The sequence below is a fragment of the Streptomyces sp. NPDC001292 genome (assembly GCF_042896465.1).
GTDB lineage: Bacteria > Actinomycetota > Actinomycetes > Streptomycetales > Streptomycetaceae > Streptomyces.
Map to the genome: position 1 here is coordinate 191,257 of NZ_JBIAXG010000003.1, position 23,395 is coordinate 214,651.

The 23,395-nt window shown below is 73.3% G+C and carries 21 protein-coding genes; 15 read left to right on the forward strand and 6 right to left on the reverse strand.

The window, feature by feature from the left end:
* Window position 1 precedes the first annotated feature (1 nt).
* Window positions 2-1,465 (reverse strand): purine-cytosine permease family protein, encoded by a 1,464-nt coding sequence (locus tag ACFY4A_RS05745; RefSeq protein WP_390828132.1) that lies wholly within the window; start codon window positions 1,463-1,465, stop codon window positions 2-4.
* Window positions 1,466-1,603: 138 nt separating this feature from the next.
* Between ACFY4A_RS05745 and ACFY4A_RS05750 the strand changes: the two genes are divergently transcribed.
* On the forward strand, window positions 1,604-2,236 hold the full coding sequence (locus ACFY4A_RS05750) for a TetR/AcrR family transcriptional regulator (protein ID WP_390828133.1): 633 nt from the start codon (window positions 1,604-1,606) through the stop codon (window positions 2,234-2,236).
* Window positions 2,237-2,352: 116 nt separating this feature from the next.
* Window positions 2,353-3,294: a DUF2510 domain-containing protein gene (locus ACFY4A_RS05755; protein WP_390828266.1), complete on the forward strand. Its 942-nt coding sequence runs from the start codon at window positions 2,353-2,355 to the stop codon at window positions 3,292-3,294.
* A gap of 82 nt (window positions 3,295-3,376) precedes the next feature.
* Here the strand turns inward: ACFY4A_RS05755 and ACFY4A_RS05760 are convergent, their stop codons facing one another.
* On the reverse strand, window positions 3,377-4,579 hold the full coding sequence (locus ACFY4A_RS05760; RefSeq protein ID WP_390828134.1) for an amino acid deaminase/aldolase: 1,203 nt from the start codon (window positions 4,577-4,579) through the stop codon (window positions 3,377-3,379).
* Between the two features lie 972 nt (window positions 4,580-5,551).
* On the opposite strand from ACFY4A_RS05760, the gene ACFY4A_RS05765 reads away from it, so the two are divergent.
* Both ACFY4A_RS05765 and mycP read left to right on the forward strand, forming a co-directional pair.
* On the forward strand, window positions 5,552-6,958 hold the full coding sequence (locus ACFY4A_RS05765; RefSeq protein ID WP_390828135.1) for a hypothetical protein: 1,407 nt from the start codon (window positions 5,552-5,554) through the stop codon (window positions 6,956-6,958).
* A gap of 38 nt (window positions 6,959-6,996) precedes the next feature.
* Window positions 6,997-8,166 carry a type VII secretion-associated serine protease mycosin gene (gene mycP, locus ACFY4A_RS05770; protein ID WP_390828267.1) on the forward strand — a complete coding sequence of 390 codons (1,170 nt, stop codon included), beginning with the start codon at window positions 6,997-6,999 and terminating at the stop codon, window positions 8,164-8,166.
* An 89-nt stretch (window positions 8,167-8,255) separates the two neighbouring features.
* Here the strand turns inward: mycP and ACFY4A_RS05775 are convergent, their stop codons facing one another.
* A complete protein-coding gene (locus ACFY4A_RS05775) occupies window positions 8,256-8,972 on the reverse strand; it encodes a serine hydrolase (protein ID WP_390828268.1) in 717 nt (238 codons plus the stop codon).
* A gap of 156 nt (window positions 8,973-9,128) precedes the next feature.
* Between ACFY4A_RS05775 and ACFY4A_RS05780 the strand changes: the two genes are divergently transcribed.
* Window positions 9,129-9,881 (forward strand): SseB family protein, encoded by a 753-nt coding sequence (locus ACFY4A_RS05780; RefSeq protein WP_390828136.1) that lies wholly within the window; start codon window positions 9,129-9,131, stop codon window positions 9,879-9,881.
* A 48-nt stretch (window positions 9,882-9,929) separates the two neighbouring features.
* Here the strand turns inward: ACFY4A_RS05780 and ACFY4A_RS05785 are convergent, their stop codons facing one another.
* Window positions 9,930-10,298: a DUF1844 domain-containing protein gene (locus tag ACFY4A_RS05785; RefSeq protein WP_390828137.1), complete on the reverse strand. Its 369-nt coding sequence runs from the start codon at window positions 10,296-10,298 to the stop codon at window positions 9,930-9,932.
* A gap of 393 nt (window positions 10,299-10,691) precedes the next feature.
* Between ACFY4A_RS05785 and infC the strand changes: the two genes are divergently transcribed.
* The 9 genes from infC (at window position 10,692) to ACFY4A_RS05830 (ending at window position 20,662) form a co-directional block, all read left to right on the forward strand.
* Window positions 10,692-11,321 carry a translation initiation factor IF-3 gene (gene infC / locus ACFY4A_RS05790; protein ID WP_390828269.1) on the forward strand — a complete coding sequence of 210 codons (630 nt, stop codon included), beginning with the start codon at window positions 10,692-10,694 and terminating at the stop codon, window positions 11,319-11,321.
* A 108-nt stretch (window positions 11,322-11,429) separates the two neighbouring features.
* Window positions 11,430-11,624, forward strand: a complete 195-nt coding sequence (rpmI, locus tag ACFY4A_RS05795; protein ID WP_007829094.1) for a 50S ribosomal protein L35 — start codon at window positions 11,430-11,432, stop codon at window positions 11,622-11,624.
* 111 nt (window positions 11,625-11,735) lie between these two features.
* The gene (gene rplT, locus ACFY4A_RS05800) at window positions 11,736-12,119 is read left to right on the forward strand and encodes a 50S ribosomal protein L20 (RefSeq protein ID WP_014671645.1); all 384 of its coding nucleotides are present in this window, start codon (window positions 11,736-11,738) and stop codon (window positions 12,117-12,119) included.
* A gap of 163 nt (window positions 12,120-12,282) precedes the next feature.
* Complete coding sequence (locus ACFY4A_RS05805; RefSeq protein WP_390828138.1) at window positions 12,283-13,146, forward strand: TrmH family RNA methyltransferase; 864 nt, start codon at window positions 12,283-12,285, stop codon at window positions 13,144-13,146.
* Between the two features lie 50 nt (window positions 13,147-13,196).
* Window positions 13,197-14,375: an ATP-binding protein gene (locus tag ACFY4A_RS05810; protein WP_390828139.1), complete on the forward strand. Its 1,179-nt coding sequence runs from the start codon at window positions 13,197-13,199 to the stop codon at window positions 14,373-14,375.
* A gap of 148 nt (window positions 14,376-14,523) precedes the next feature.
* Complete coding sequence (gene pheS, locus ACFY4A_RS05815; protein WP_390828140.1) at window positions 14,524-15,645, forward strand: phenylalanine--tRNA ligase subunit alpha; 1,122 nt, start codon at window positions 14,524-14,526, stop codon at window positions 15,643-15,645.
* Entirely contained in the window at window positions 15,645-18,197 is a 2,553-nt protein-coding gene (gene pheT / locus ACFY4A_RS05820; RefSeq protein WP_390828142.1) for a phenylalanine--tRNA ligase subunit beta, read from the forward strand. Before pheS ends, pheT begins: the two co-directional genes overlap by 1 nt.
* Window positions 18,198-18,680: 483 nt before the next feature.
* Window positions 18,681-20,021: a transcriptional regulator gene (locus tag ACFY4A_RS05825; RefSeq protein WP_390828143.1), complete on the forward strand. Its 1,341-nt coding sequence runs from the start codon at window positions 18,681-18,683 to the stop codon at window positions 20,019-20,021.
* 95 nt (window positions 20,022-20,116) lie between these two features.
* Window positions 20,117-20,662, forward strand: coding sequence for an NUDIX domain-containing protein (locus ACFY4A_RS05830; RefSeq protein ID WP_390828144.1), 546 nt, complete (start codon window positions 20,117-20,119; stop codon window positions 20,660-20,662).
* A gap of 3 nt (window positions 20,663-20,665) precedes the next feature.
* Here ACFY4A_RS05830 and ACFY4A_RS05835 read toward each other — a convergent pair whose 3' ends face one another.
* Together ACFY4A_RS05835 and ACFY4A_RS05840 are read right to left on the reverse strand one after the other, a co-directional pair.
* The gene (locus ACFY4A_RS05835) at window positions 20,666-20,923 is read right to left on the reverse strand and encodes a hypothetical protein (RefSeq protein WP_390828145.1); all 258 of its coding nucleotides are present in this window, start codon (window positions 20,921-20,923) and stop codon (window positions 20,666-20,668) included.
* A gap of 182 nt (window positions 20,924-21,105) precedes the next feature.
* Entirely contained in the window at window positions 21,106-21,978 is an 873-nt protein-coding gene (locus ACFY4A_RS05840; protein ID WP_390828146.1) for a 3-hydroxybutyryl-CoA dehydrogenase, read from the reverse strand.
* 171 nt (window positions 21,979-22,149) lie between these two features.
* Between ACFY4A_RS05840 and ACFY4A_RS05845 the strand changes: the two genes are divergently transcribed.
* Window positions 22,150-23,394: a glycoside hydrolase family 10 protein gene (locus ACFY4A_RS05845; protein WP_390828147.1), complete on the forward strand. Its 1,245-nt coding sequence runs from the start codon at window positions 22,150-22,152 to the stop codon at window positions 23,392-23,394.
* The last annotated feature ends 1 nt before the right edge of the window (window position 23,395 follow it).

Sequence of the window (23,395 nt, forward strand, 5' to 3'; positions counted from 1 at the left end):
TTCAGTGCTGGGCGGTCGTGGGGGAAGCCGCTGTGGGAACGGTGCGGAAGGCGCGGGACAGTGCCCAGTACAGGGCCGCCGAGCCGAGGACGCCGACGGGTATGGCGAGGTTGAGGCCGTCCATGGCCGCGGAGACCGGGCCGGCCCAGAACGTGGAGCTGGCGCACAGCGTCGCCGCGGCGGCGCCGCCCAGGGTGGCGAGCACACCGGCCCAGTTGACGCCCCCGCGGTACCAGAAGGGGCTCGTACGGCTCTGGTCGTGGAGCAGTTCGCCGTCGTAGCGGTTGCGGCGCAGGACGATGTCGGTGGCGTAGACGGTCATGCACGGGCCGGTGATGATCACGACCAGCTCCATCATGGCGTTGACGGCGGTGAGGAAGTCGAAGACCAGGAGCGCGAACAGCGTCATGGTGGTGCCGATCACGCCGACGACCAGGACGGCGATCACCCGGGGCAGCCGCACGCCGATCGACTGCATCGACAGTCCGGAGCTGTAGGCGGTGATGCCGTTGTTCGCCACGGTGTTCACCACCACCGCGATGACGAAGACGGGCACGAACCAGTGCGGCATGACGCTCTCCAGCGCCGCCTGCGGATCGCTCATGTCGAGCGTGGTGGCCGCGAGGGCCCCGATCGTCGTGAACACGACGCTCGGCAGGAAGGCGCCGCACGCGGTCCACAGCGTGATGGCCCGCCCGCTGGTGTGCCGCGGCAGGTAGCGGGAGAGGTCCGGGCTGTTGGAGTACGACAGCGGGGCCGAGGCGACGATGGTGAAGCCGGAGGCCAGGACGACCAGGTGGCCGAGCCCGGTGAGCGGCTGGGCGGGCGTGTACGACCAGTCCGTGTCCCCGAGCACCATCACGCTCAGGGCGAGGAAGACCAGCGTGAGGACGATGGTCAGCGCCGTGTACAGGCGGACGATCGTCGCGTGCCCGTAGATCGCGACGAGGATGGTGGCTCCGGCGATCACGCAGACCACCGCGGCGTCCAGGGCGGCCGAGTCCGGCAGGCCGAGCCGTCCCGCCAGGCCGAGACCGGCCACGGAGGCCGCCGACCAGTTCAGCGCGAGGTAGAGCGAGGAGATCAGCCACCCGGTGAGGGCGACGACGGCCTTGTTGCCGACGACGCCGTACATGGCCCGGGAGACGACGGAGCCCGAGGTTCCCGCGGCGGGGCCGCTGACGGCGATGAACCCGGTCAGGAGCCAGAAGAGGTTGCCGGTGACGATGACGGCAAGCGACTCCGTCAGTGACAGCCCCATCAGGACGAGGGTCCCCCCGACCACGAAGCTGAGGTAGCTCACGTTCGGCGCGGCCCAGACGGAGAACAGCTCACGCGCCGTGCCGTGCCGCTCCGAGTCGGGCACGCAGTCGATGCCCCGGCTCTCGACCAGTCCGGCCCGGTCACGTCCGGGGGCGCAGGCGGCCACGTCGGGGCCCGCCGGGGAACGCGGGGAACGCTGCATGGGTGGTTCCTTCGAAGAGACGAAAAGACGGCACTGTCCTCGCCACCGAGGTGTCCGGGGGGTGCGGCCAAGGCGGAGCAGCCTTGTTGGTGTCGGCACCAATAGACTGTTGGTGCGCCATCCAATAGTGTGATCGGCATGACGTCAACCCCCCGGGCCACGCGGACGCGGAAAACGGCGGCCGAGCGACGGACCGAGATCCTGCAGACGGCCGCCCGCCTCGCGCTTGAGCGGGGCCTGGAGCGTGTGACGATGCAGCTCGTCGCCGACGAGCTGGGGGTACGCCCCGGCCTGATCAGCCACTACTTCGCGACCATCGACGACCTGCTGTGCGACGCGTTCGTCCGCGCGGTCACCCGCGAACGCGAGGCCCTGCTGCCGGAAGCCGAGGCCGCGCTGCCGCCGGCCCGGCGGCTGAGCCGCCTGCTGCGCCGTCTCAACGGCCAGGACTTCGTCGACCTCGGCCGGCTCTGGCTCAACGCCCGCCACCTCTCCCGCTACCGCCCGAACCTCCGGCACGTCGTCGCCGAGCAGGAGGCGATCATGCGGGACGCCCTGACGGCCGTGATCGAGGACGGTGTGCGCAGGGGGGACTTCACCACCGCCGACGCCCTCGGGGCGTGCGTGGTCATCCTCGTGGCGATCGACGGCCTCGGCGCCTACGCCAACGACGACACGCTGTTCACCCACCCCACGCTCGACACCCTGCTGTTCACCACGGCGGAGCGCGAACTCGGGCTTGCGCCGGGCACGTTGCGCGAGGACGACTGACGCGGCGGACCGCGCACACGGCCACGGCGCCCCGGACCGGCGACCGTTCGGGCCACCGTTCAGGCCACCGGGCCGACGAATCCGACGGGGCGGGTGCATAGAGTGCCGGGGTGAGCATGACGCCCCCACCCGGCTGGTACCGCGACCCCAACGCCCCCCACCTGGAACGCTGGTGGGACGGCACGGCCTGGACCGAGCACCGGCGCGCCCCCGGGATGCCCGGGCAGCCGTCCGTGTCACCGCCCACCGGCGCGAGCCCGTCCCGGACCAAGGTCGTGGCCCTCACCACCGCGGGTGCCGTCCTGGTCGCCGCGGTCGTCACGGGCGCGGTCCTGCTGGGCCGCGACGGCGGGGGCGGCGGCGCGGCGGACACGGCCACCGGCGCACGGTCCGCCCCGCCCACGAGCGCCCCCGCCACTGGGTCGCCGTCCCCGTCCGCCTCCGCCGACGACCCTTCCGCCGCCGACGACCCTTCCGCCGCCGACGATCCATCCGTCGCCGTCGACCAGCTCAACGGCATCACCCTGCCGCTGCCGGAGGGCTGGGAGAAACCGGAGAACCTCGCCCAGGACGACGTCGTCATGACCACCCACGGCGTCTACGACTGCCCCGCCGGGGTGGGGCTGTGCCGGCACGGCCTGGTCATCACCCGCACGGCGACCGCGGCCGAGGGCACCTCCTCAGAGACCCTGGCCAGGCGGGACATCCAGGACGCGGCCGACGAGGCGTACGAACGGAACGCGATCGGCCAGCGCCTCTACGGCGGGATCACCTCCCAGCGGACCGTCGCGTCCGGACAGGTCGCGGTCGCGGGCCGGGCCGGCTACTTCGTGCGCCGGCTGGTCAGAACCGCCAAGGGGCCCGGCGGCTACGTCGAGTCGCTCGCCTTCACGTCCAGCACCGGCACCCAGGCGCCGGTCCTCGTCCGCTTCGTCTTCGACGCCGGCCCGGACGGCCCGCCGCTGGCCGACATGGACAGGATCACCAAGGGCATCCGGCCCATCGGCGACGCTGCGACCGGCGGCGGCGTGGGCAGCAGCATCGGCCCTTCGAACTGAGCCGGAGACGGCGGGGCCGGGGCTGCAGGAAGGAGACCGCGGCTGCAGGAAGGAGACCGGCGCTGCAGGAAGGAGACCGCGGCTACAGGAAGGTGTGCCCCTCGCCCCGGTACGTCGGCACGGCCGCCGTCACGCGATCCCCCTCGACGAGGTGCAGCGTGTCGAACCGTTCGCACAACTCGCCCGCTTTGGCGTGCCGGAACCACACCTTGTCGCCGATCAGCAGGTCGTCGGCGGGGGAGCCGAGCAGGGGGGTCTGCACCTCGCCCGCGCCCTCCTGGGAGTCGTAGCGCAACCCCTTGGGCAGGTACGGCACCGGGAGCCGGTCCGCGCCGCCCGCGCCGGAGGCCGGGTAGCCGCCGCCCAGGACCGTGACGACCCCGACCCCCGGGCGCCGGACGACGGGCAGGGCGAACAGCGCCGCCGGACGGCCCCGGAACGACGTGTAGTTGTCGAAGAGCCGTGGGACGTACAGCCCGGAGCCCGCGGCGACCTCGGTGACGGCGTCCTCCGCCGCCGTGTGCTGCACACTGCCGGTGCCGCCGCCGTTGACGAACTCCAGGTCCGGCGCCACGGCCCGTACCGTCCGCACCACGGCGGCACGCCGCTCGGCGAGTTCCCTGCGTGCCGCGGCCTGCATCAGCCGGATCGCGCGCGACCGCAGCGGCCGTCCCGCGACCGCGTCGCCCACGCCCGCGACATGGCCCTCGTACGCCATGATCCCCACGAGCGCGAAGCCCGGTCGCCGGGCCACCGTACGGGCCATGTCGGCGACCTGGGCGGGGGAGTGCAGCGGGGAGCGGCGCGCGCCGACCCGCACGCGCCCGCCGAGCAGCTTCAGCGACGTGTCCAACTCCAGGCAGACCCGGACGACTTCACGTCCGCCCTCGCGTGCGGCGTCGATCAGGTCCAACTGCGCCGGGTCGTCGACCATCACCGTGACGGCGCGGGCGAGTTTGGGGTCGGCGGTGAGTTCGGCGCAGGCGGCGCGGTCGGCGGACGGGTAGGCGAGCAGCACGTCGTCGAAGCCGGAGCGGGCCAGCCACAGGGACTCGGCGAGGGTGAACGCCATGATGCCCGCGAAGCCGTCCTTCGCCAGGGCGCGTTCGAGCAGGGCCCGGCAGCGCACGGACTTGCTTGCCACCCGGATCGGCTTGCCGCCGGCCCTGCGGACGAGGTCGTCCGCGTTGGCGTCGAAGGCGTCCAGGTCCACGATCGCGACAGGGGCGGCGAGTTGGGCGGTGGCCCGGTCGTAACGGGCCCGGTCGGCGGCGCGCGCAGTCATGGACGCAGCCTGCCAGACCTGATTACCGCAGGGTAGGGGGATGTTCCGGGCAGATCCCCCTGCGCTCGTGGACTGGTTCCCGCCGGGCCCGGGCCAGCCCGTAGAGTGACGCGCACGTACGGCGGAGCCGAGGAGCGATTCCGGCCGCAGGGTTGAGCCGGGATGGCGGTTCGCTCGTACGGGTATGCGTGTCCGGTGACGGCGAGTCCGCCGGGCGGGGCGACGAGGACGGCCGTGCCCGGCGAGACGGCACGGGCACGAGGAAACGGGGGGTGCATGAGCACGGAAGCGCGCCACGCCCCCGTCCCCCCACGGCCCGTCGGGCCCGCAGGGGGCGACGGCGACTCGGACGCGACGGCACGCGCCACCGACGGCCTGCCCACCGGGGCGGTGCCCGGCGCGGACGGGGGCACGACACGGACGGTGCCCGACGGCGGTACGGCCGCGGAGGCGTGCGGCGCTTCGGCGGGCACCGGCTTCCCGCCGCCTCGTACCGGTTCCGCCACCGACGACTCCCGGACCACCCCCGCTTCCCGCCCCCGCTTCCCGGACTTCCGTCCCCCTTCCCGCCGCACCACGCCCCCCACGACACCGCCCCCGCCCCCCGCCACGGCCGGCTTCCCGGACACTACGCCGACGGTCGGCCAGGAGGCACCGCGCCGACCAGGCCCCGGCCGGGCGGGGGACCTCCCGCTCGGCACGCCGTCGGCTGAGAGACGCGCGGCGTCCGGCGACGGGCACTCGCGGGCCTCGGGCCGCCTTTCCGGCGCGCGGCCGGACTTCGGGCGTGAGGCGTCCGGAGCCGCTGCGGCGCCTGGGGCGTCCGCCGACACCCACGGTGGGGTTCCAGAGCGTTCTGCGGTGGCTGGGCGTGCGGCTCCCGGTGGTCGGGGTTCTGCCGACGGTGCGCCAGGGGGTGCCGCGTCCCGGGACGGGAGGGACGCAACTCGCTTCCCCGGTGAGTCGGCACAGGTGGGCCGGAGCGAGCGCGGAAACATACCCCCGCGTCCGGGGCACAGCCCCTCAACGGCGGCACGCGGTGGCGGCGCGCCGGCCGAGACCGCGTCGGAGACGACCGCGCGCCTGCGCCCCGCCCCCGTCCAGAGCCCCCCGGCGCCGAGCGCCCCGCCCCACCCGACGACCCCGCCCTCCACGCGCGACCCCAGGTCGGACGCAGCGAAGGGCCCCGCCACCGCCCCGGACGCCCGGGCCGAGCCCGCCCTCGGCGCCGACGCCGCGACCGGTCCCGTCGGCCCGGCTCGCCGCCCGAGCGCGCTGGGCCCGACCGGACGACCCGGCAGCCCCGGCAGCCCGGGCGAGGCCCAGAACCGTCCCCGCCCCACCGACCGGCCCCAGCGGCCGACCGAGTCGGCGTGGACCGCCGTCCCGCCGCGTCCGTCCTTCGACGCCTCGAGGCTCGTCGGGGCGGCGGGGACGAGCCAGAAGCAGCCGTCCGGCGCCTCCCCGGCTGCTCCCGTCGCCTCCGCCGGGACCCCACCGCGTGCGACGAGTGCTGCCGCGGCGCCTGACCCGGCGCTGTCCTGGAGCGCGGCCACGGCGCCGGGGACGGGGCTCGGCATGGGGTTCGGGGAGCCGGAAGGGTACGACCGGCGGGCGCGCGGTGCGCTGGTGCGGCCGCGGGTCGCCGTGGCGGCCGTCAGCATGGTGCTCGGGCTCGGGCTCATAGGCGGCGCCGTGACCGGCAGCTGGCTCACCGGGGAGCCGGGGAAGCCCGGTGCGGCGGGCGGCTTCGCCACGGCCGGCGCCATGTGGCACAGCGTCCCCGTCGATCAGCTCTTCCCGCCCACCGTGGACGGCCGCGGTGCCGGCCCCGGCGGAGCCGACCGCACCTGGACCCGCGTCGCGGTCGCCCCGGACAGCGACTGCGCGGGCGCCTTCGACCCGCTGCTGCGCAAGGTCCTCGCCCCCGTCGGCTGCGCCCGCCTGCTGCGCGCGACCTACACGGACGCCACCCAGAGCTACGTCACCACCGTCGGCCTGCTCTTCACCAAGGCCGACGCCTCCGCCATGACGTCCCTCGCCGCCCTCTTCGAGAACGAGGGGCTCGCCCGGCGCACCGACCTCGTGCCGCGCCCGTACGCGGCCAAGGGCACCGTCGCCGCGGCCTTCGGCGACGAGCAGCGCGCGTCGTGGACCGTCTCCGTGCTGACCGAGGCCCCGGTGGTCGTCTACGCCGTGTCCGGCTGGGCCGACGGCCGCGCGGCCGGCACCCCGCAGGCCGCCGCCGACGCGACGAAGTCCGGGGCCACCACCCCCGCCGCCCAGACAGGCCTCGGAAACGAGGCGCAGGGCCTCGCCGACCGCATCGAACGGGGCCTGCGCCAAACCGTCAAGTCCGCCACGGAGAAGCCGTCGTGACAGCCGCCGTGACGCCCGGGAACCGTACGCCGCGCAGGATGCTCGCCGTCGGCGTCCCGAGCCTGCTCCTCGCCGCCTGCATCGCCCTCGTGCCGTCCGCCGCCGCGCACGCCGACGGCATCCGCGCCCAGCAGTGGGCGCTCGACGCCATGCACACCCAGGAGGCCTGGCGCACCACCCAGGGCAAGGGCATCACCGTCGCCGTCCTCGACACCGGCGTCGACGACGACCACCCCGATCTGCGCGGCAGCGTCCTGCCCGGCAAGGACATGATCGGCTTCGGCGCGCGGCGCGGCGACCGCCCCTGGGCCCGCCACGGCACCGCCATGGCCGGCATCATCGCCGGTCACGGCCACGGCCCCGGCAACGCCGACGGCGTCATGGGCATCGCGCCCGAGGCCAGGATCCTGCCCGTGCGGGTGATCCTGGAGGAGGACGACTCCGCCCGCGGCAAGGCCCGTACCGCCCGCGGCGACGCCCTCGCCGACGGCATCCGCTGGGCCACCGACCACGGCGCCGACGTCATCAACCTCTCCCTCGGCGACGACTCGGACTCCGCGCACCCCGAGCCCGCCGAGGACGAGGCCGTCCAGTACGCGCTGAGCAAGGGCGCCGTCGTCGTCGCCTCGGCCGGCAACGGCGGCGAGAAGGGCGACCACATCTCCTACCCGGCGGCCTATCCGGGCGTGATCGCCGCGACCGCCGTGGACCGCTACGGCACCCGTGCCTCCTTCTCCACCCGCCGCTGGTACGCGACCGTCAGCGCGCCCGGCGTCGACGTCGTCATCGCCGACCCCGACCAGCGGTACTACGAGGGCTGGGGCACGAGCGCTGCCTCCGCGTTCGTCTCCGGCGCCGTCGCCCTCGTCAAGGCCGCCCACCCCGGCCTGACCCCCGCCCAGATCAAGAAGCTCCTGGAGGACACGGCCCGCAACGCCCCCGTCGGCGGCCGCGACGACTCCCGCGGCTTCGGCATGGTCGATCCCGCCGCCGCCATCAAGGCCGCGGGCCGCCTCAGGCCCGACGGTCTGACCGCGGCGTCCTACGGCGAGCGGTACTTCGGCCCCGGCCCCGACTCCGCCGAGGCGGCCGACACCGCCGCCGGCTGGGCGGGTCCCCTCGCGGGCGGTGCCGGGGGAGTGATGCTGGTCGTGGCGGTCGTCCTGTGGCGCGGCCGCCGCGAGGGCGGGGGCGACTTCCCGCTGTAGACCAGGGTCTTCCGGCCGTGGACCAGGGTCTTCCCGGCGTAGCCCGGGGCTTCCGGCCGTAGCCCGGATCGTCCGGTCGTAGCCCCCGATCACGCCTTCCGGCCGCACGCCGACACCGCCGCCCGGGCGGCCTCCTCCACCAGCGCGATGCCCCGCTCCTTCGTCGGGTTGCCGCTGGACAGGGCGGCCACCAGGTAGTCGTCGCCGCCGGCCGTCACCCGCCCGATGCTGTTGACGACCCACAGACCGGTCGTGCCGCGCGGCAGCCAGCCGTTCTTCAGGGCCCACCCGGGGCCGTCGGCGGCGGCCGACACCCCCCAGTCCTGGCCCGGGGCGATCCGCCCCATCAGCCTCTGAAGGTACGTCCGCGAGGCCTCGCTCAGCTCCGAGCGCTCCGAGGGGGCGCCGAACACCTGCCGGAGCAGGACGAGCTGATCGGCTGCCGTGGTCCGGGTCAGCCCCCACAGCGGACCGTCGCCGCCGGTCGTCTCCGTGAGTCCGAACCGCTCGTTCGCCGCGTCCAGGCCGTCGGCGCCGCCGATGACGCGCCACAGTGCCGACGCCGCGTCGTTGTCGCTGCTCTCGATCATCGCGGCGGCACACGTCCTCTCCAGTGCGGTCAGCCGCCGCCCCGCGTCCTGCGCCCGCAGCAGCAGGGCCGCCAGGATGTCGACCTTGACGATGCTCGCCGTGTCGAACACCGCGTCGCCGTACCCGGCGCTCGCCCCGGAGCCGAGGTGGCGGACCGCCACCGCCACGGTCGTACCCCCGGTCGCCGCCATCGGCCCTCCGCCCGCCGTCTCCACCGCCTCCCCGCTCGCGACCCCGTCCACCCGCCGCCTCCCAGCCCGCACCACGTCCGCCGCCGACGATACGGGGCCCGAACGTCCCGGGGGAGCCGTACCGGACGTGGGCCGGGGGACCCTGAGGAAGCGGGCACCGCCCCGGATAGGGTCGGCACCGTGGCGAAGAAGAACATTCCCGACTCCGGCTTCTCCGACGACGACGGCTCCGTCGACCCCGGGCTGAGCGCGGCGCTCACCGCCTGGGCCGGGGACCGCACCGTCGTGGGGCCCGTCCTGGAGGCGCTCGGGAGCGCACGGCTGCTCGTGCCCGTGGTGGCCGTCCTCGGCGAGGTGGAGGAGGACGAGAACGGGCTGCGCCGGGAGAAGACCAGCGAGATGGCCGTCCCCACCCTGAAGGCCGGTCACCGCACCGCCCTGCCCGCCTTCACCTCCACGGACTCCCTGGCCCGCTGGGACCCGGACGCCCGGCCCGTGGCCGTACGGCTGCACCAGGTCCTGGAGGCCGCCGCGCACGAGAAGGCGGACACGGTGGTGCTGGACGTGGCCGGACCGGTGCCGTTCGAGCTGACCGGGCCCGCCCTGCTCGCCCTCGCCGAGGGCCGTACGACGACCGACCCGCTGGCCGACCCGGCCGTCGTCACCGCCGTGCGGGAGGCCGTCGCCGCGGAGCCCGCCGTGCTGCGCGCCCACCTCGGGCGGGGTCAGGCCGACGGGACCCTGGCGCTGGTGCTCGACCCGTCCGTCTCCACCGCCCCGGCCGAGGCCGCCCGTGCCGTCGCCGAGCGGCTCGCCGCCAGCGAGACACTGAGGGCCCGCCTGGTGCGCGGCCTCGACCTGGCACTGCTGCCGGCCGGGGCGACGCCGCCGGGCGAGCCCTTGTACGTGAAGGAGCGGGGATCGGCTGCGTGACGCAGCGGTGATCGGCTGAGTCAGGAGACGGGATCGGCGGGGAGCGGCTCAGCCGTAGATCGGCCCGGTGTACTTCTCGCCCGGCCCCTGGCCCGGCTCGTCCGGGACGACCGAGGCCTCGCGGAAGGCCAACTGCAGCGACTTCAGGCCGTCGCGCAGCGGCGCCGCGTGGAAGGAGCTGATCTCGGTGGCGCTCGCGTCCAGCAGTCCGGCGAGCGCGCTCACCAGCTTGCGTGCCTCGTCCAGGTCCTTGTACTTGTCGCCCTCCTCGGTCAGACCGAGCTTCACGGCGGCGGCGCTCATCAGGTTGACGGCGACCGTGACGATCACCTCGACCGCCGGGACCTCCGCGATGTCGCGGGTCATGGCGTCGAAGTCGGGCTGCTCGGCGGGGCCGGAGGGGGAGGTCTCACTCATGCCCCACACGATAGGTGCAGGACGGGGCGCTCCCGCAGTGAGCCCTGGACAGCTTGAATTAGCCGTTCCCCATCGATGCTGCTAACCTTGTGTGACGACCGGCTGGACGCGTATGCCCAGGGCATACGGGCCCGGCCCACAAGTGGAGGCTTCGAACTCCCACCTGACCGCCCTCCGGGGCGGCGGGTCACCGGTCAGACGGATCCGCCCCAGCGGCGGCGATCCGTCCGAAAGTGCGCCCCGCGGTCACCGCGGCGGTCGCTCCGGTAGTTCGAGGAGCCCCGCCTGTGATCGTCCGGGGCATTTTTCGTGCTTCGGCGCGGTTAGGTCTGTCGAACACAGAGTACGCGGCTGTCCGCCAGACCGTCGCGTGGTGCTAACCGAGGAGGATCCATCAGCGCCGAGCCCCGCATCAACGACCGGATTCGCGTTCCCGAGGTGCGACTTGTCGGTCCCAGTGGCGAGCAGGTCGGCATCGTGCCGCTCGCGAAGGCACTGGAGCTTGCGCAGGAGTACGACCTGGACCTGGTCGAGGTCGCGGCGAACGCCCGTCCGCCCGTCTGCAAGCTCATGGACTACGGGAAGTTCAAGTACGAGTCGGCCATGAAGGCCCGTGAGGCGCGCAAGAACCAGGCGCACACGGTCATCAAGGAGATGAAGCTCCGGCCGAAGATCGACCCGCACGACTACGACACCAAGAAGGGTCACGTCGTCCGGTTCCTCAAGCAGGGCGACAAGGTCAAGATCACGATCATGTTCCGTGGTCGCGAGCAGTCCCGGCCCGAGCTGGGCTACCGGCTGCTGCAGCGGCTCGCGGAGGACGTCCAGGACCTCGGCTTCGTGGAGTCGAACCCGAAGCAGGACGGCCGCAACATGATCATGGTTCTCGGTCCGCACAAGAAGAAGACCGAGGCGATGGCCGAGGCCCGCCAGGCGCAGGAGGCCCGCAAGGCCGAGCGTCAGGGTCGTGGCGCGGCGGCCTCCCAGCAAGAGGCGCCGTCCGAGGAGCCTGCCGAGGCGTGATCCCGGGACCCCCGTCCCAGGATGTAACCGATACAAGAGCGACGCTCCACCGTGCCCGGTTCTCGCGACCGGGCATCGGAGCGCCACCTACGAGGAGAGAACGGCGCTATGCCGAAGAACAAGTCGCACAGCGGTGCCAGCAAGCGCTTCAAGGTCACCGGCTCCGGCAAGGTGCTCCGTGAGCGCGCCGGCAAGCGCCACCTGCTCGAGCACAAGTCGTCCCGTCTGACGCGTCGCCTCACCGGCAACGCCGAGATGGCCCCGGGCGACGCCAAGAAGATCAAGAAGCTTCTCGGCAAGTGACGCGGCGGCGCGTGATCGTCCGATCTCCGCGCGCCGTACGCCAGGACCGGGACCCAATCGTTTCCGGGCCGTGTGAGGACAACCACGGCCCCGCTACAAGGAGTTAATCAAGTGGCACGCGTCAAGCGGGCAGTCAACGCCCACAAGAAGCGCCGGGCGATCCTCGAGCAGGCCTCCGGCTACCGCGGTCAGCGCTCGCGCCTGTACCGCAAGGCCAAGGAGCAGGTCACCCACTCGCTGGTCTACAACTACAACGACCGCAAGAAGCGCAAGGGTGACTTCCGCCAGTTGTGGATCCAGCGCATCAACGCCGCTGCCCGCGCCAACGGCATCACGTACAACCGCTTCATCCAGGGTCTGAAGGCCGCGAACGTCGAGGTCGACCGCAAGATCCTGGCCGAGCTGGCCGTCAACGACGCCAGCGCGTTCGCCGCACTCGTCGAGGTCGCGCAGAAGGCCCTGCCGAGCGACGTCAACGCGCCCAAGGCAGCGTGACGCTGCGCCGGCCGGGCCGGCGCGATCCATACGGACCCGTGGGCTCTGCCTGCGGGTCCGTCGTATGTGCGCCGCGCGGTGCCCGAGGCGCGTCCGGCACCGCCCGGGACCGCCGGCTGATCGCCGTCGCGGCGGAACGTTCCTACCGAAGGTGAAGCTCTCCATGCCCCCCGCCACCCCTGACCTGATCTCCCCCCGCTCGCCCCGCGTCTCGGCAGCGCGGCGGCTGGCCAAGCGGAACTTCCGGGGCAAGGAGCGGCTGTTCCTCGCGGAGGGGCCGCAGGCCGTGCGGGAGGCGGCGACGCACCGGGCCGGCGACACGCCCACCCTCGTCGAACTGTTCGCCACGGTCGAGGCCGCCGAACGGTACGCCGACATCGTGGGGGAGGCCCGCGCCGCGGGGGCCAGGATCCACCTCGCCGCCGACGACGTCATCGCCGACATCTCCACCACCGTCACCCCGCAGGGGCTCGTCGGCGTCTGCCGGTTCCTCGACACCCCCTTCGACGACATCGTCGCGGCCCGGCCGAAGCTCGTCGCCGTCCTCGCCCACGTCCGCGACCCCGGCAACGCCGGCACCGTCCTGCGCTGCGCCGACGCCGCCGGAGCCGAAGCGGTCGTCCTCACGGACGCCTCCGTCGACCTCTACAACCCCAAGGCCGTCCGGGCCTCCGTCGGCTCCCTGTTCCACCTGCCCGTGGCCGTCGGCGTACCCGTCGGGCGGGCGGTCGCCGCGCTCAGGGACGCCGGGGTGCGCATCCTCGCCGCCGACGGCGCGGGCGAGCACGATCTGGACGACGAACTCGACCACGGCACCATGGGCGGCCCCACCGCCTGGGTGTTCGGCAACGAGGCGTGGGGCCTGCCGGAGGAGACCCGCGACCTCGCCGACGCCGTCGTACGCGTCCCCATCCACGGAAAGGCCGAGAGCCTGAACCTCGCGACCGCCGCCGCCGTATGTCTGTACGCGTCGGCCCGTGCGCAGCGCGGCTCCGGAGGATGCCGCTCCGCCGCCCGCAACCAGTAGGGTGACCAGCCCGGGGGCCTGCTGCACCGGCTGAGAGGTGGGGTGAGGGGATGAGTGTCGGCACCGGTCGCGCACCCGGAGCGCGGGACGCGCGACGACCACCCGCGGGCAGGGGCGGACACGCCGAGGGGTACGGGGCGCCCCGGCCGGACGATCCCGCCGAACTCGGCATCGACCCCGACGACCTGCCCGACGGCCTGGTGATCGCCGACGAGCACGGGCGGATCATCTGCTTCAACGCCGCCGCCGCCCGGATCAGCGCCGTACCCGCCGATCAGGCCCTGGGACAGCCCCTGGAGAAGGCCCTGCCGCTGGAGGACCTGGAGGGGCGCCGCTGGTGGCAGCTGACCGACCCCTACGGCGGCCTGGCCATCCGGGTGGGCCAGCCCGAACGCAACCTCCTGCTGCACGGCGGCCGGGAGGTCCTCGTCTCCGCGAAGTACGTCCGCGCCCACCCCACCGGCCCGGTCCGCCGCGTCGTCGTGTCCCTCCGCGACACCGAGGCCCGCCGCCGCACCGAGCGCAGCCACGCCGAGCTGATCGCCACCGTCGCACACGAGCTGCGCTCGCCCCTGACCTCCGTCAAGGGCTTCACGGCGACCCTGCTCGCAAAGTGGGAGCGGTTCACCGACGACCAGAAGCGGCTGATGCTGGAGACCGTCGACGCCGACGCCGACCGCGTCACCCGGCTCATCGCCGAACTGCTCGACATATCCCGCATCGACTCCGGCCGGCTGGAGGTGCGCCGCCAGCCCATCGACATGGGCGCCGCGGTCGGACGGCACGTCCAGGCGTACGTCGCCGCGGGCCAGCCCGCCGACCGGTTCCTGGTGCGCGTCGAGCAGCCGCTGCCCGAGCTGTGGGCCGACCCCGACAAGATCGACCAGGTGCTGAGCAACCTCGTGGAAAATGCCGTGCGCCACGGTGAGGGATCCGTCACCATCGATGTCACACCGGCGCCGTCCCCACGGGAAGGGGACGACGCGGGGAACACCGCCACGTCGGTCACGGTGAGCGACGAGGGGCCCGGCATTCCGGAGGAGTCCATGAACCGTGTCTTCACTCGCTTCTGGCGGGGCAGCAAGCGCGGCGGCACCGGGCTCGGGCTCTACATCGTCAAGGGCATCGTCGAGGCCCACGGCGGCACCATCACGGTCGGCCGCGCCCGAGGGGGCGGCGCGGAGATCCGATTCTCCCTGCCCGTGGGCACCCCGGCACACCTGCTCTGAGCACCCGCCGAGGACCCACGGGCGCATTCGCTTTCCCCGGCCCCGTTAGACTCGGCCTTTGGCACCTTTGTGTCCCGAAAACCGTGACGATCTGTCCGCGAGTCGGTGACGGGGACCTCCAGCCAGCCAATCGGAAGCACGGGAAGAGATGTCGGCACCCAATAAGTCGTACGACCCTGTCGAGGTCGAGGCGTTGAAACCGGAAGAGATCGAGCGCATGCGGGACGAGGCGCTCGCCGCCTTCGCCGCCGCGGACTCCCTCGACGCGCTCCACGAGGCCAAGGTCGCCCACACCGGCCCCGCCTCACCGCTGGCCCTCGCCAACCGCGAGATCGGCGCCCTGCCCCCGCACGCCAAGGCCGACGCCGGCAAGCGGGTCGGCATGGCCCGCGGCGCGGTGAACAAGGCCCTCGCCGCCCGCCAGGCCGAGCTCGAGGCGGAGCGGGACGCCCGTGTGCTGGTCGAGGAGGACGTCGATGTCACGCTGCCGTACGACCGCGTGCCGGCCGGCGCCCGCCACCCGCTGACCACGCTCTCGGAACGCATCGAGGACGTCTTCGTGGCCATGGGCTACGAGGTCGCCGAGGGTCCGCAGGCCGAGGCCGAGTGGTTCAACTTCGACGCCCTGAACATCGGCCCGGACCACCCGGCCCGAGGCGAGGCCGACACCTTCTTCGTGCAGGGCCCCGAAGGCGGCAGCGAGTCCGGCGTCGTCCTGCGCACCCACACCTCGCCGGTGCAGATCCGCTCCCTGCTCGAGCGCGAGCTGCCGGTCTACGTGATCTGCCCCGGCCGCGTCTACCGCACCGACGAGCTGGACGCCACCCACACGCCCGTCTTCCACCAGGTCGAGCTGCTCGCCGTGGACGAGGGCCTGACCATGGCCGACCTCAAGGGCACCCTGGACCACATGGTGCAGTCCCTGTTCGGCGAGGGCATGAAGACCCGGCTGCGGCCGAACTTCTTCCCCTTCACCGAGCCGTCCGCCGAGATGGACATGGTGTGCTACGTCTGCCGCGGCGAGTCCGTCGGCAACCCCGACCGGCCCTGCCGCACCTGCTCCTCCGAGGGCTGGATCGAACTCGGCGGCTGCGGCATGGTCAACCCGCGGGTGCTCACCGCCTGCGGCGTCGACCCGGAGAAGTACAGCGGCTTCGCCTTCGGGTTCGGCATCGAGCGGATGCTGATGTTCCGCCACAACGTCGAAGACATGCGAGACATGGTCGAGGGTGACGTCCGGTTCACCCGGCCGTTCGGGATGGAGATCTGATGCGGATCCCGCTTTCTTGGCTGCGGGAGTACGTCGACCTGCCGGCGACGGTGACCGGGCGCGACGTCCAGGCCAAGCTCATTTCGGCCGGCCTCGAGGTCGAGACCGTCGAACAGCTCGGCGCCGACCTCAAGGGGCCGCTCGTCGTCGGTCAGGTGCTGACCATCGAGGAGCTGGAGGGCTTCAAGAAGCCGATCCGCTTCTGCACCGTCGACGTCGGCCAGGCCAACGGCACCGGCGAGCCGCAGGAGATCGTCTGCGGTGCCCGCAACTTCGCCGCCGGCGACAAGGTCGTCGTGGTCCTCCCGGGCGCCGTGCTGTCCGGCGGCTTCGCGATCAGCGCCCGCAAGACCTACGGCAAGACCTCCCACGGCATGATCTGCTCCAGCGACGAGCTGGGCATCGGCGACGACGGCAGCCAGGGCATCATCGTGCTGCCGCCGGAGACCGAGGTCGGCAGGGACGCCATCGAGCTGCTGGAGCTGGTCGACGAGGTCCTCGACATCGCCGTCACCGCCAACCGCGGCGACTGCCTGTCCCTGCGCGGCGTCGCCCGCGAGACCGCCATCGCCTACGGCCTGCCGCTGCGCGACCCCGCCCTGCTCGACGTACCGGCGCCGAACGCGTTCGGCTACCCGGTGCGGATCGACGAGCCGCACGGCTGCGACCGCTTCACCGCGCGCACCGTCTTGGGCCTCGACCCCGAGGCGCGCTCCCCGATCTGGCTTCAGCGCCGCCTCCAGAAGGCCGGGATGCGCCCGATCTCGCTCGCCGTCGACATCACCAACTACGTGATGCTGGAGCTCGGCCAGCCGCTGCACGCCTACGACCGCAAGCTGGTCCAGGGCACGATCGGCGTGCGCCGGGCCGAGGAGGGCGAGGAGTTCACCACCCTCGACGGCGTCAAGCGCACGCTGCACGCCGAGGACCTGGTCATCACCGACGAGCGCGGCCCCATCGGCCTCGCGGGCGTCATGGGCGGCGCCAACACCGAGATCGCCGACCACGACGACACGGAGAACGCCACCACCGAGGTCGTCATCGAGGCCGCGCACTTCGACCAGGTCTCCATCGCGCGCACCGCCCGCCGTCACAAGCTGTCCTCGGAGGCCTCCCGCCGCTTCGAGCGGGGCGTCGACCCGCAGGCCGCCTCCGCCGCGGCCCAGCGCACGGTGGACCTGCTGGTCCTGCTCGCGGGCGGCACGGCCGACGCCGGTGTCACCGAGGTCGCCGCGCCCGCGGCTCCGCGCACGATCACCGTTCCTGCCGACCACCCGGACAAGGTCGCGGGCGTCGTCTACGGCCGTGAGACCGTCGTCCGCCGGCTCCAGCAGATCGGCTGCCAGGTGGAGGGGCAGGACGAGCTGGTCGTCACCGTCCCGTCCTGGCGGCCCGACCTGACGGACCCCAACGACCTGGCCGAAGAGGTCATCCGCCTGGAGGGCTACGAGAACCTGCCCTCCACGTTGCCCAGGCTCCCCTCGGGCCGCGGCCTCACCCACCGCCAGCGGCTGCACCGCCGGGTCGGCCGCGCGCTGGCCGGCGCGGGGTACGTCGAGGCGCCGACCTACCCGTTCGTCGGCGAGCAGGTCTTCGACCAGCTCGGCCTGGAGCCCGGCGACCCCGCGCGCCGCGTGGTCCGGCTGGTCAACCCGCTCAGCGACGAGGAGCCCGCGCTGCGTACCACGCTGCTGCCGGGCCTGCTCGGCGCGCTGCGCCGCAACGACGGCCGCGGCAGCCACGATCTCGCCCTGTTCGAGACCGGCCTGGTCTTCCTTCCCCGAGCTCTCGGCTCCGCTCGAGCAGGGGAGACCCCATTGCGCGAGGAGCAGCAGGTCGCCGCCCGGCCCCCCGTCGACCGGCGACCCACCGACGAGGAGCTCGCCGAGCTGGACGCCGCGCTGCCCGAGCAGCCGCGCCATGTGGCCGTGGTCCTCGCGGGCGCCCGTGAGCAGGCCGGCTGGTGGGGCAAGGGCCGCCCGGCCGACTGGACCGACGCGGTCCAGGCCGCGCGGACCGTGGCCGGCGAGACCGGGGCCGAACTGATCGTCCGCAAGGGCCAGTACGGGCCGTGGCACCCGGGCCGCTGCGCCGAACTCGCGGTCGCCGTGGACGGTGCCGAGCGGGTCGTGGGCCACGCGGGCGAACTGCACCCGCGCGTGCTCAAGGCGCTGGGCCTGCCCGAGCGCACCTGCGCGATGGAGCTGAACCTGGACGTGCTGGAGCAGGTCGGCGACGACACCCCGCGGGCGCCGGGCATCTCCACCTTCCCGGTCGCCACGCAGGACGTCGCCCTCGTCGTCGACAAGCCGGTCCCGGCCGCCGACGTCGAGGCCGCACTGCGCGAGGGCGCCGGTGAACTCCTGGAGTCCATCCGGCTGTTCGACCTCTACGAGAACGCCGAACAGCTCGGTGAGGGCCGCAAGTCGCTCGCCTACGCGCTGCGCTTCCGCGCGCCGGACCGCACCCTGACCGTGGACGAGGCGTCCGCGGCCCGCGACGCGGCGGTGGCGCTGGCCGCTGAGCGCACGGGGGCGGAGCTGCGTAGCTAGTTCCTGCGGAGCTGGTTCCTGCGGAGCCGGTTCCGGGGGAGCGTCGGGGGCTGCGAGTCCGTTGCCGACCGCGGGCAGTCGGTGGCCGGTCGCGCAGTTCCCCGCGCCCCTTTTCTCGAGCCGGCCTGCGTCGACGAGGCCGGCCTCGCCGACCGGAGCCGGGTCGCGCCCCCAACGGGCGTCTGCCGATACGCGGGTCCGCCGCGTGGGGCGATCAGCCCCACCGGCCCGCGGTCGGCAAACCACGCGCAGCCCCGAGCCATTGGCCGTGCCTGCACTCAGCGGAGCGTCGCCGTGCCGGGCCGCCATGCTTTACGAGGGGGAGCCGGCGGCCCGGACGGCCTCTTGGAGGAGGCGGTTCAGTCAACCGGCTGGGGACTCTCCGCGACAGCGCGCGTACAGCCCGGATCCGCGTGCTCCGTTCACACCCCGTGTGAAGGCGAACGCACTACGCTGTCGCCACCGAGCCACCGGGGGGCACCCATGCAGCCCAACACACTGCTCGACGCGATCCTGGACGAGGCCGGGATCTCGCACGCGGGCCTGGCAGCGCACGTCAACCAGGAGGGGCGGGCCCGCGGACTCGCGCTCCGGTACGAACACACCGCCGTGGCCCGGTGGTTGAAGGGCCAGCGGCCACGCGGCCAGGTGCCCGACCTGATCTGCGAGGTGCTGGCCAACCGGCTGCACCGGCCCGTCACGCTCGACGACATCGGCCTCGGCGTCCCCGGCGAGCCCTCCGCGCCGCACGGCACCTCGCTGTCCGGCTTCGTGGAGCGCGCCACCGCCCTGTGGCGCTCCGACGAGCAGCAGCGCCCGCACCTCCTCGGAGCCCCCGCCGTGACCGGCACGCCCGCCGTCATGCCGGTGTGGGAGTGGGAGAACCCGCCCGAGGACGTGGACGTCTCCCGCGGTGGCCGGCACCGGGTCACCCCGTCCGACATCGAGATGCTGCGCGCCGCCCGCACGCACTACGAGCAGATGTACCGCAAGGCCGGAGGCATCGCGACCCGCGGCCGTGTCGTGGGCTTCCTCAACGCCGAGGCCGCCCCACTGCTGCGCGGCAGCTACACCGACGCCACCGGCCGCCAACTGCACCGCGCCACCGGCGGGTTGCTGGCGATCGTGGGCATCTGCGCCTACGACTCCGACGCGCACGGCCTGGCTCAGCGCTACTTCCACCAGGCGCTGAGGCTCGCCAAGGCCAGCGGGGACCGGGGACTTGGCGCGTATGTGATCGCGCTGCTGGTCAACCAGTCGCTCTTCATGCGGGAGTACCGCCAGGCCGTCGCCTTCGCCGAGGCGGCGCTGCGCGCCGCCGGCCAGCACATCACCCCCGCCCTCGCCTCCGACCTGTACGCGATGCAGGCCAAGGCCTACGCCCACCTCGGCGACGGCACGAGCGCCCTGGCCTGCATCCGGCGCGCCGAGTCCGCCGCCGAACGCATCCGGCGCGGGTACGAACCCGACGAGACGGGCTACGTCCAACCGGGCCTGGTCAACGTGCAGGTGGCGGAGGCCCTGCTCAGCCTCGGCGAGCTGGCCGCCGCCGAGGAGCACGCCGCGGCCGCCGTCGACAACCCCGCGCACGACCGGGGCAGGGTGCACCGGCTGGCCATGCTCAGCACGATCGAACTGCGCCGGGGCAACGCCGACAAGGCGGTGGCCACGGCGGTGCGGATGGCCGAACAGGCCCGCGGGATGGAGTCGCAGCGGCTGCGGGACCGACTGCGTGCGGTGCGCGAGCACCTGGTGCGCAGCGACTGCGCCGGCACGGCGGAGGCGGCCGAACTGATCGACGGGGCCCTGCGCGTACCCCTGTGACGGCGGCGCGGTGCTCCCGGCGGCGCGCCGTACGCCTGCTGCCGGACCGTTCCGGCTGCGATATTGCCACTGACCCGACGGAAGGTGGCAGAACCGTGCAGTGGACGAAACAGAACGAACGAACTGTGTACGCAAACCGCTGGTTCACCGTCAACCTCGCGGATGTCGAGCTGCCGAACGGCCGGCACCTCGACCATTTCCTGATACGGCTGCGGCCCGTTGCCGTGGCCACGGTGGTGAACGAGGCGGGCGAGGTCCTCCTCCTGTGGCGCCACCGCTTCATCACCGACAGCTGGGGCTGGGAGCTCGCGGCGGGCGTCGTGGAGGACGGCGAGGACATCACGGCGGCCGCCGCCAGGGAACTCGAGGAGGAGACCGGCTGGCGGCCGGGACCCCTGCGCCACCTCATGAGCGTGGAGCCGTCCAACGGACTCACCGACGCCCGGCACCACATCTACTGGTCGGACGAGGGCGAGTACGTCGGACACCCGGCGGACGACTTCGAGTCCGACCGCCGGGAATGGGTCCCCCTCAAACTCGTTCCCGACATGGTCGCCCGCGGCGAGGTCCCGGCCGCCAACATGGCGGCCGCGTTACTGCTCCTGCACCACCTCAGGCTCGGGCAGGACACCCTGCCGTGATGCCTAACGGCCGAAGGACTGCCAGACCGCCACGACGAGGGAGCCCAGGGCCGTGAGGGTGGCGACCGCGGGCAGCGGCCAGCGCGAGTGTTCCAGTGCGACGAGCCGGGTGCTCACCTCGTCCAGCTCCTTGGCGGCCTCCTCGGTGCGGTGGCTGAGCAGCGCCAGCCCGCCCTCGACGCGGGCACAGGCCACGTCCAGCCGGCGCCGTAACTCTGCGAGTTCTCCGGGAACGACGGGATGCTCGGGATCGGCGGTCACAGGCCGCTCCTTTCCGTAGTCGTCTCACATCCCTTGCATGCGCATCAGGAGTCAACTCCCCTGGTGGCCCCCTGGGGAGCGTGTGTGAGCGGCATATGCGGGCCCGGAGCGCACACGGCGTGTGAATGACACGGGCCCGGCACCACCCCGGTGCCGGGCCCGCTGACCGTCGCTCTTCGTGGTCAGCCGTAGGTGTAGAAGCCGGAGCCGGACTTCCGGCCGAGCCGGCCGGCGTCCACCATGCGCTGGAGCAGCGGGGGAGCGGCGTACAGCGGCTCCTTGTACTCCTCGTACATCGAATGGGCGACGGAGGCCACCGTGTCCAGACCGATCAGGTCGGACAGCTTCAGCGGGCCCATCGGGTGGGCGCAGCCCAGCTCCATGCCGTTGTCGATGTCCTCGCGGCTGGCGATGCCCGACTCGAACATCCGGATCGCCGAGAGCAGGTAGGGGATCAGCAGCGCGTTCACCACGAACCCCGAGCGGTCCTGGGCGCGGATCGCGTGCTTGCCGAGCGCCTTCTCGGTGAACAGCTGCGCCCGGCTCAGCGTGCCCTCGGAGGTGGTGAGTGCCGGGATCAGCTCGACCAGCTGCTGCACCGGGGCGGGGTTGAAGAAGTGGATGCCGATCACCTGGTCGGGCCGCGCGGTGGCGACCGCCAGCCTCACCAGCGGGATGGAGGAGGTGTTGGAGGCCAGGATGGCGTCCGGCCGGGTCACCACCTGGTCCAGAACCTGGAAGATCTCGGTCTTGACCTGCTCGTTCTCCACCACGGCCTCGATCACCAGGTCGCGGTCGGCGAACTCCCCCAGGTCGGTGGTGAAGCTCAGCCGGGCCTGCGTCGCGTCCCGCTCCGCCTCGCTGATCTTGCCGCGCTCGGCCGCCTTGGCCAGGGAGTTGAACAGCCGGGTACGGCCTATCTCCAGGGCCTCGCCGGTGGTCTCGGCGACCTTCACCTCCAGGCCGGCCCGGGCGCACACCTCGGCGATGCCCGCACCCATCTGGCCGCAGCCCACCACTCCGACGCGTGCAATGTCTCCCGAAATGCCGGTCACATCGTCCCTTTCGCAGTTCCTACGGCTGTGGCAGGCGGCCTGTTGTGCGGTGCCTGCTCCGATCGTGCACGTTACCCCCGTGGTGGCCCTGATCGGTCGCCCGGGTCGTGCATGCTGGCCCCGAGAACGATCCGTGACCATACGGATCCACGGCGTACTGGGAGACCCCGGATGGCCCGAGTGACACGACGGTCGTTCACCGTGGCGGCGCTGTCGACCCTGGCGGTGACCGGCGACGCGGCCACCGCGGCGGGCGGCACCGGCACGGACAGGCGGGGCCGTGCCACGGTCACCGAGATGCGCGGCATGTGGCTGGCGACCGTGCGGAACCGCGACTGGCCCTCCCGCACCGGGCTGAGCGTGGCCCGGCAGCGCGGCGAGCTGACGGCCCTGCTCGACGTGGCGGTGCGCCGCCGGCTCAACACGGTGATCCTCCAGGTGCGCCCGGCGGCCGACGCGCTGTGGCCCTCGCCCCACGAGCCGTGGTCGCAGTGCCTCACCGGCACACAGGGCCGGGACCCCGGCTGGGACCCGCTGGGCACGGCCCTGGCGGAGGCGCACGCCCGCGGACTGCGGCTGCACGCCTGGTTCAACCCCTACCGGGTCGCCCTGCGCGACGACCCGGCCCTGCTGGCCGCCTCGCATCCGGCCCGCAGGCACCCCGACTGGGTGGTCCGCCACGGCGGGGGTCTCTACTACAACCCCGGTCTGCCCGAGGTCCGGGCCTTCGTGCTGCGGGCGATGCTCGACGCGGTGTCCCGGTACCCGGTGGACGGCGTCCACTTCGACGACTACTTCTACCCCTATCCGGTCGCGGGCCAGTCCTTCGACGACGACGCCGCCTACGACCGGTACGGCGGCGCCTTCGCGAGCCGGGCCGACTGGCGGCGCGACAACGTCGACCGGCTGGTCCGCGAGGCGGCCGCGGGCATCGCCGCCACCCGCCCCGGCACCCGGTTCGGGATCAGCCCCTTCGGGGTGTGGCGCAACGCCTCGGCCGACCCGCGCGGCTCGGACACCCGGGCCGGCGTGCAGACGTACGACGACCTGTACGCGGACACGCGCAAGTGGGTCATGGAGGGCTGGATCGACTACGTCGTCCCGCAGCTGTACTGGTCCATCGGCTTCGCCACCGCCGACTACGCCGCCCTGCTGCCCTGGTGGGCCGAGGCGGCACGGGGCAGCCGGACACAGCTGTACGTGGGGGAGGCGCTCTTCAAGGCCGGCGACCCCACGCAGGGGCCCGCCTGGCAGGACCCGGACGAGCTGTCCCGCCACCTCACCCTCGCGGCCGCGCACCCGGAGGTGCGCGGACACGTCCACTTCGCCGCCAAGGAGGTCGCGGCCGACCCGTCAGGGGCGATGGCGCGGGTCGTCGCCGACCACTACCGGCGGCCGGCGAGACCTCCGCGCTGAC

Excerpts from the sequence above, each read along its gene's own strand:
- ACFY4A_RS05750 (WP_390828133.1), top strand. The coding sequence starts at position 1,604 with ATGACGTCAACCCCCCGGGCCACGCGGACGCGGAAAACGGCGGCCGAG.
- ACFY4A_RS05805 (WP_390828138.1), top strand. The coding sequence starts at position 12,283 with ATGCCCCCCGCCACCCCTGACCTGATCTCCCCCCGCTCGCCCCGCGTC.
- ACFY4A_RS05745 (WP_390828132.1), bottom strand. The coding sequence starts at position 1,465 with ATGCAGCGTTCCCCGCGTTCCCCGGCGGGCCCCGACGTGGCCGCCTGC.
- pheS (WP_390828140.1), top strand. The coding sequence starts at position 14,524 with ATGTCGGCACCCAATAAGTCGTACGACCCTGTCGAGGTCGAGGCGTTG.
- rpmI (WP_007829094.1), top strand. The coding sequence starts at position 11,430 with ATGCCGAAGAACAAGTCGCACAGCGGTGCCAGCAAGCGCTTCAAGGTC.
- ACFY4A_RS05825 (WP_390828143.1), top strand. The coding sequence starts at position 18,681 with ATGCAGCCCAACACACTGCTCGACGCGATCCTGGACGAGGCCGGGATC.
- pheT (WP_390828142.1), top strand. The coding sequence starts at position 15,645 with ATGCGGATCCCGCTTTCTTGGCTGCGGGAGTACGTCGACCTGCCGGCG.
- ACFY4A_RS05845 (WP_390828147.1), top strand. The coding sequence starts at position 22,150 with ATGGCCCGAGTGACACGACGGTCGTTCACCGTGGCGGCGCTGTCGACC.
- ACFY4A_RS05760 (WP_390828134.1), bottom strand. The coding sequence starts at position 4,579 with ATGACTGCGCGCGCCGCCGACCGGGCCCGTTACGACCGGGCCACCGCC.
- mycP (WP_390828267.1), top strand. The coding sequence starts at position 6,997 with ATGCTCGCCGTCGGCGTCCCGAGCCTGCTCCTCGCCGCCTGCATCGCC.
- ACFY4A_RS05785 (WP_390828137.1), bottom strand. The coding sequence starts at position 10,298 with ATGAGTGAGACCTCCCCCTCCGGCCCCGCCGAGCAGCCCGACTTCGAC.
- ACFY4A_RS05810 (WP_390828139.1), top strand. The coding sequence starts at position 13,197 with ATGAGTGTCGGCACCGGTCGCGCACCCGGAGCGCGGGACGCGCGACGA.
- ACFY4A_RS05755 (WP_390828266.1), top strand. The coding sequence starts at position 2,353 with ATGACGCCCCCACCCGGCTGGTACCGCGACCCCAACGCCCCCCACCTG.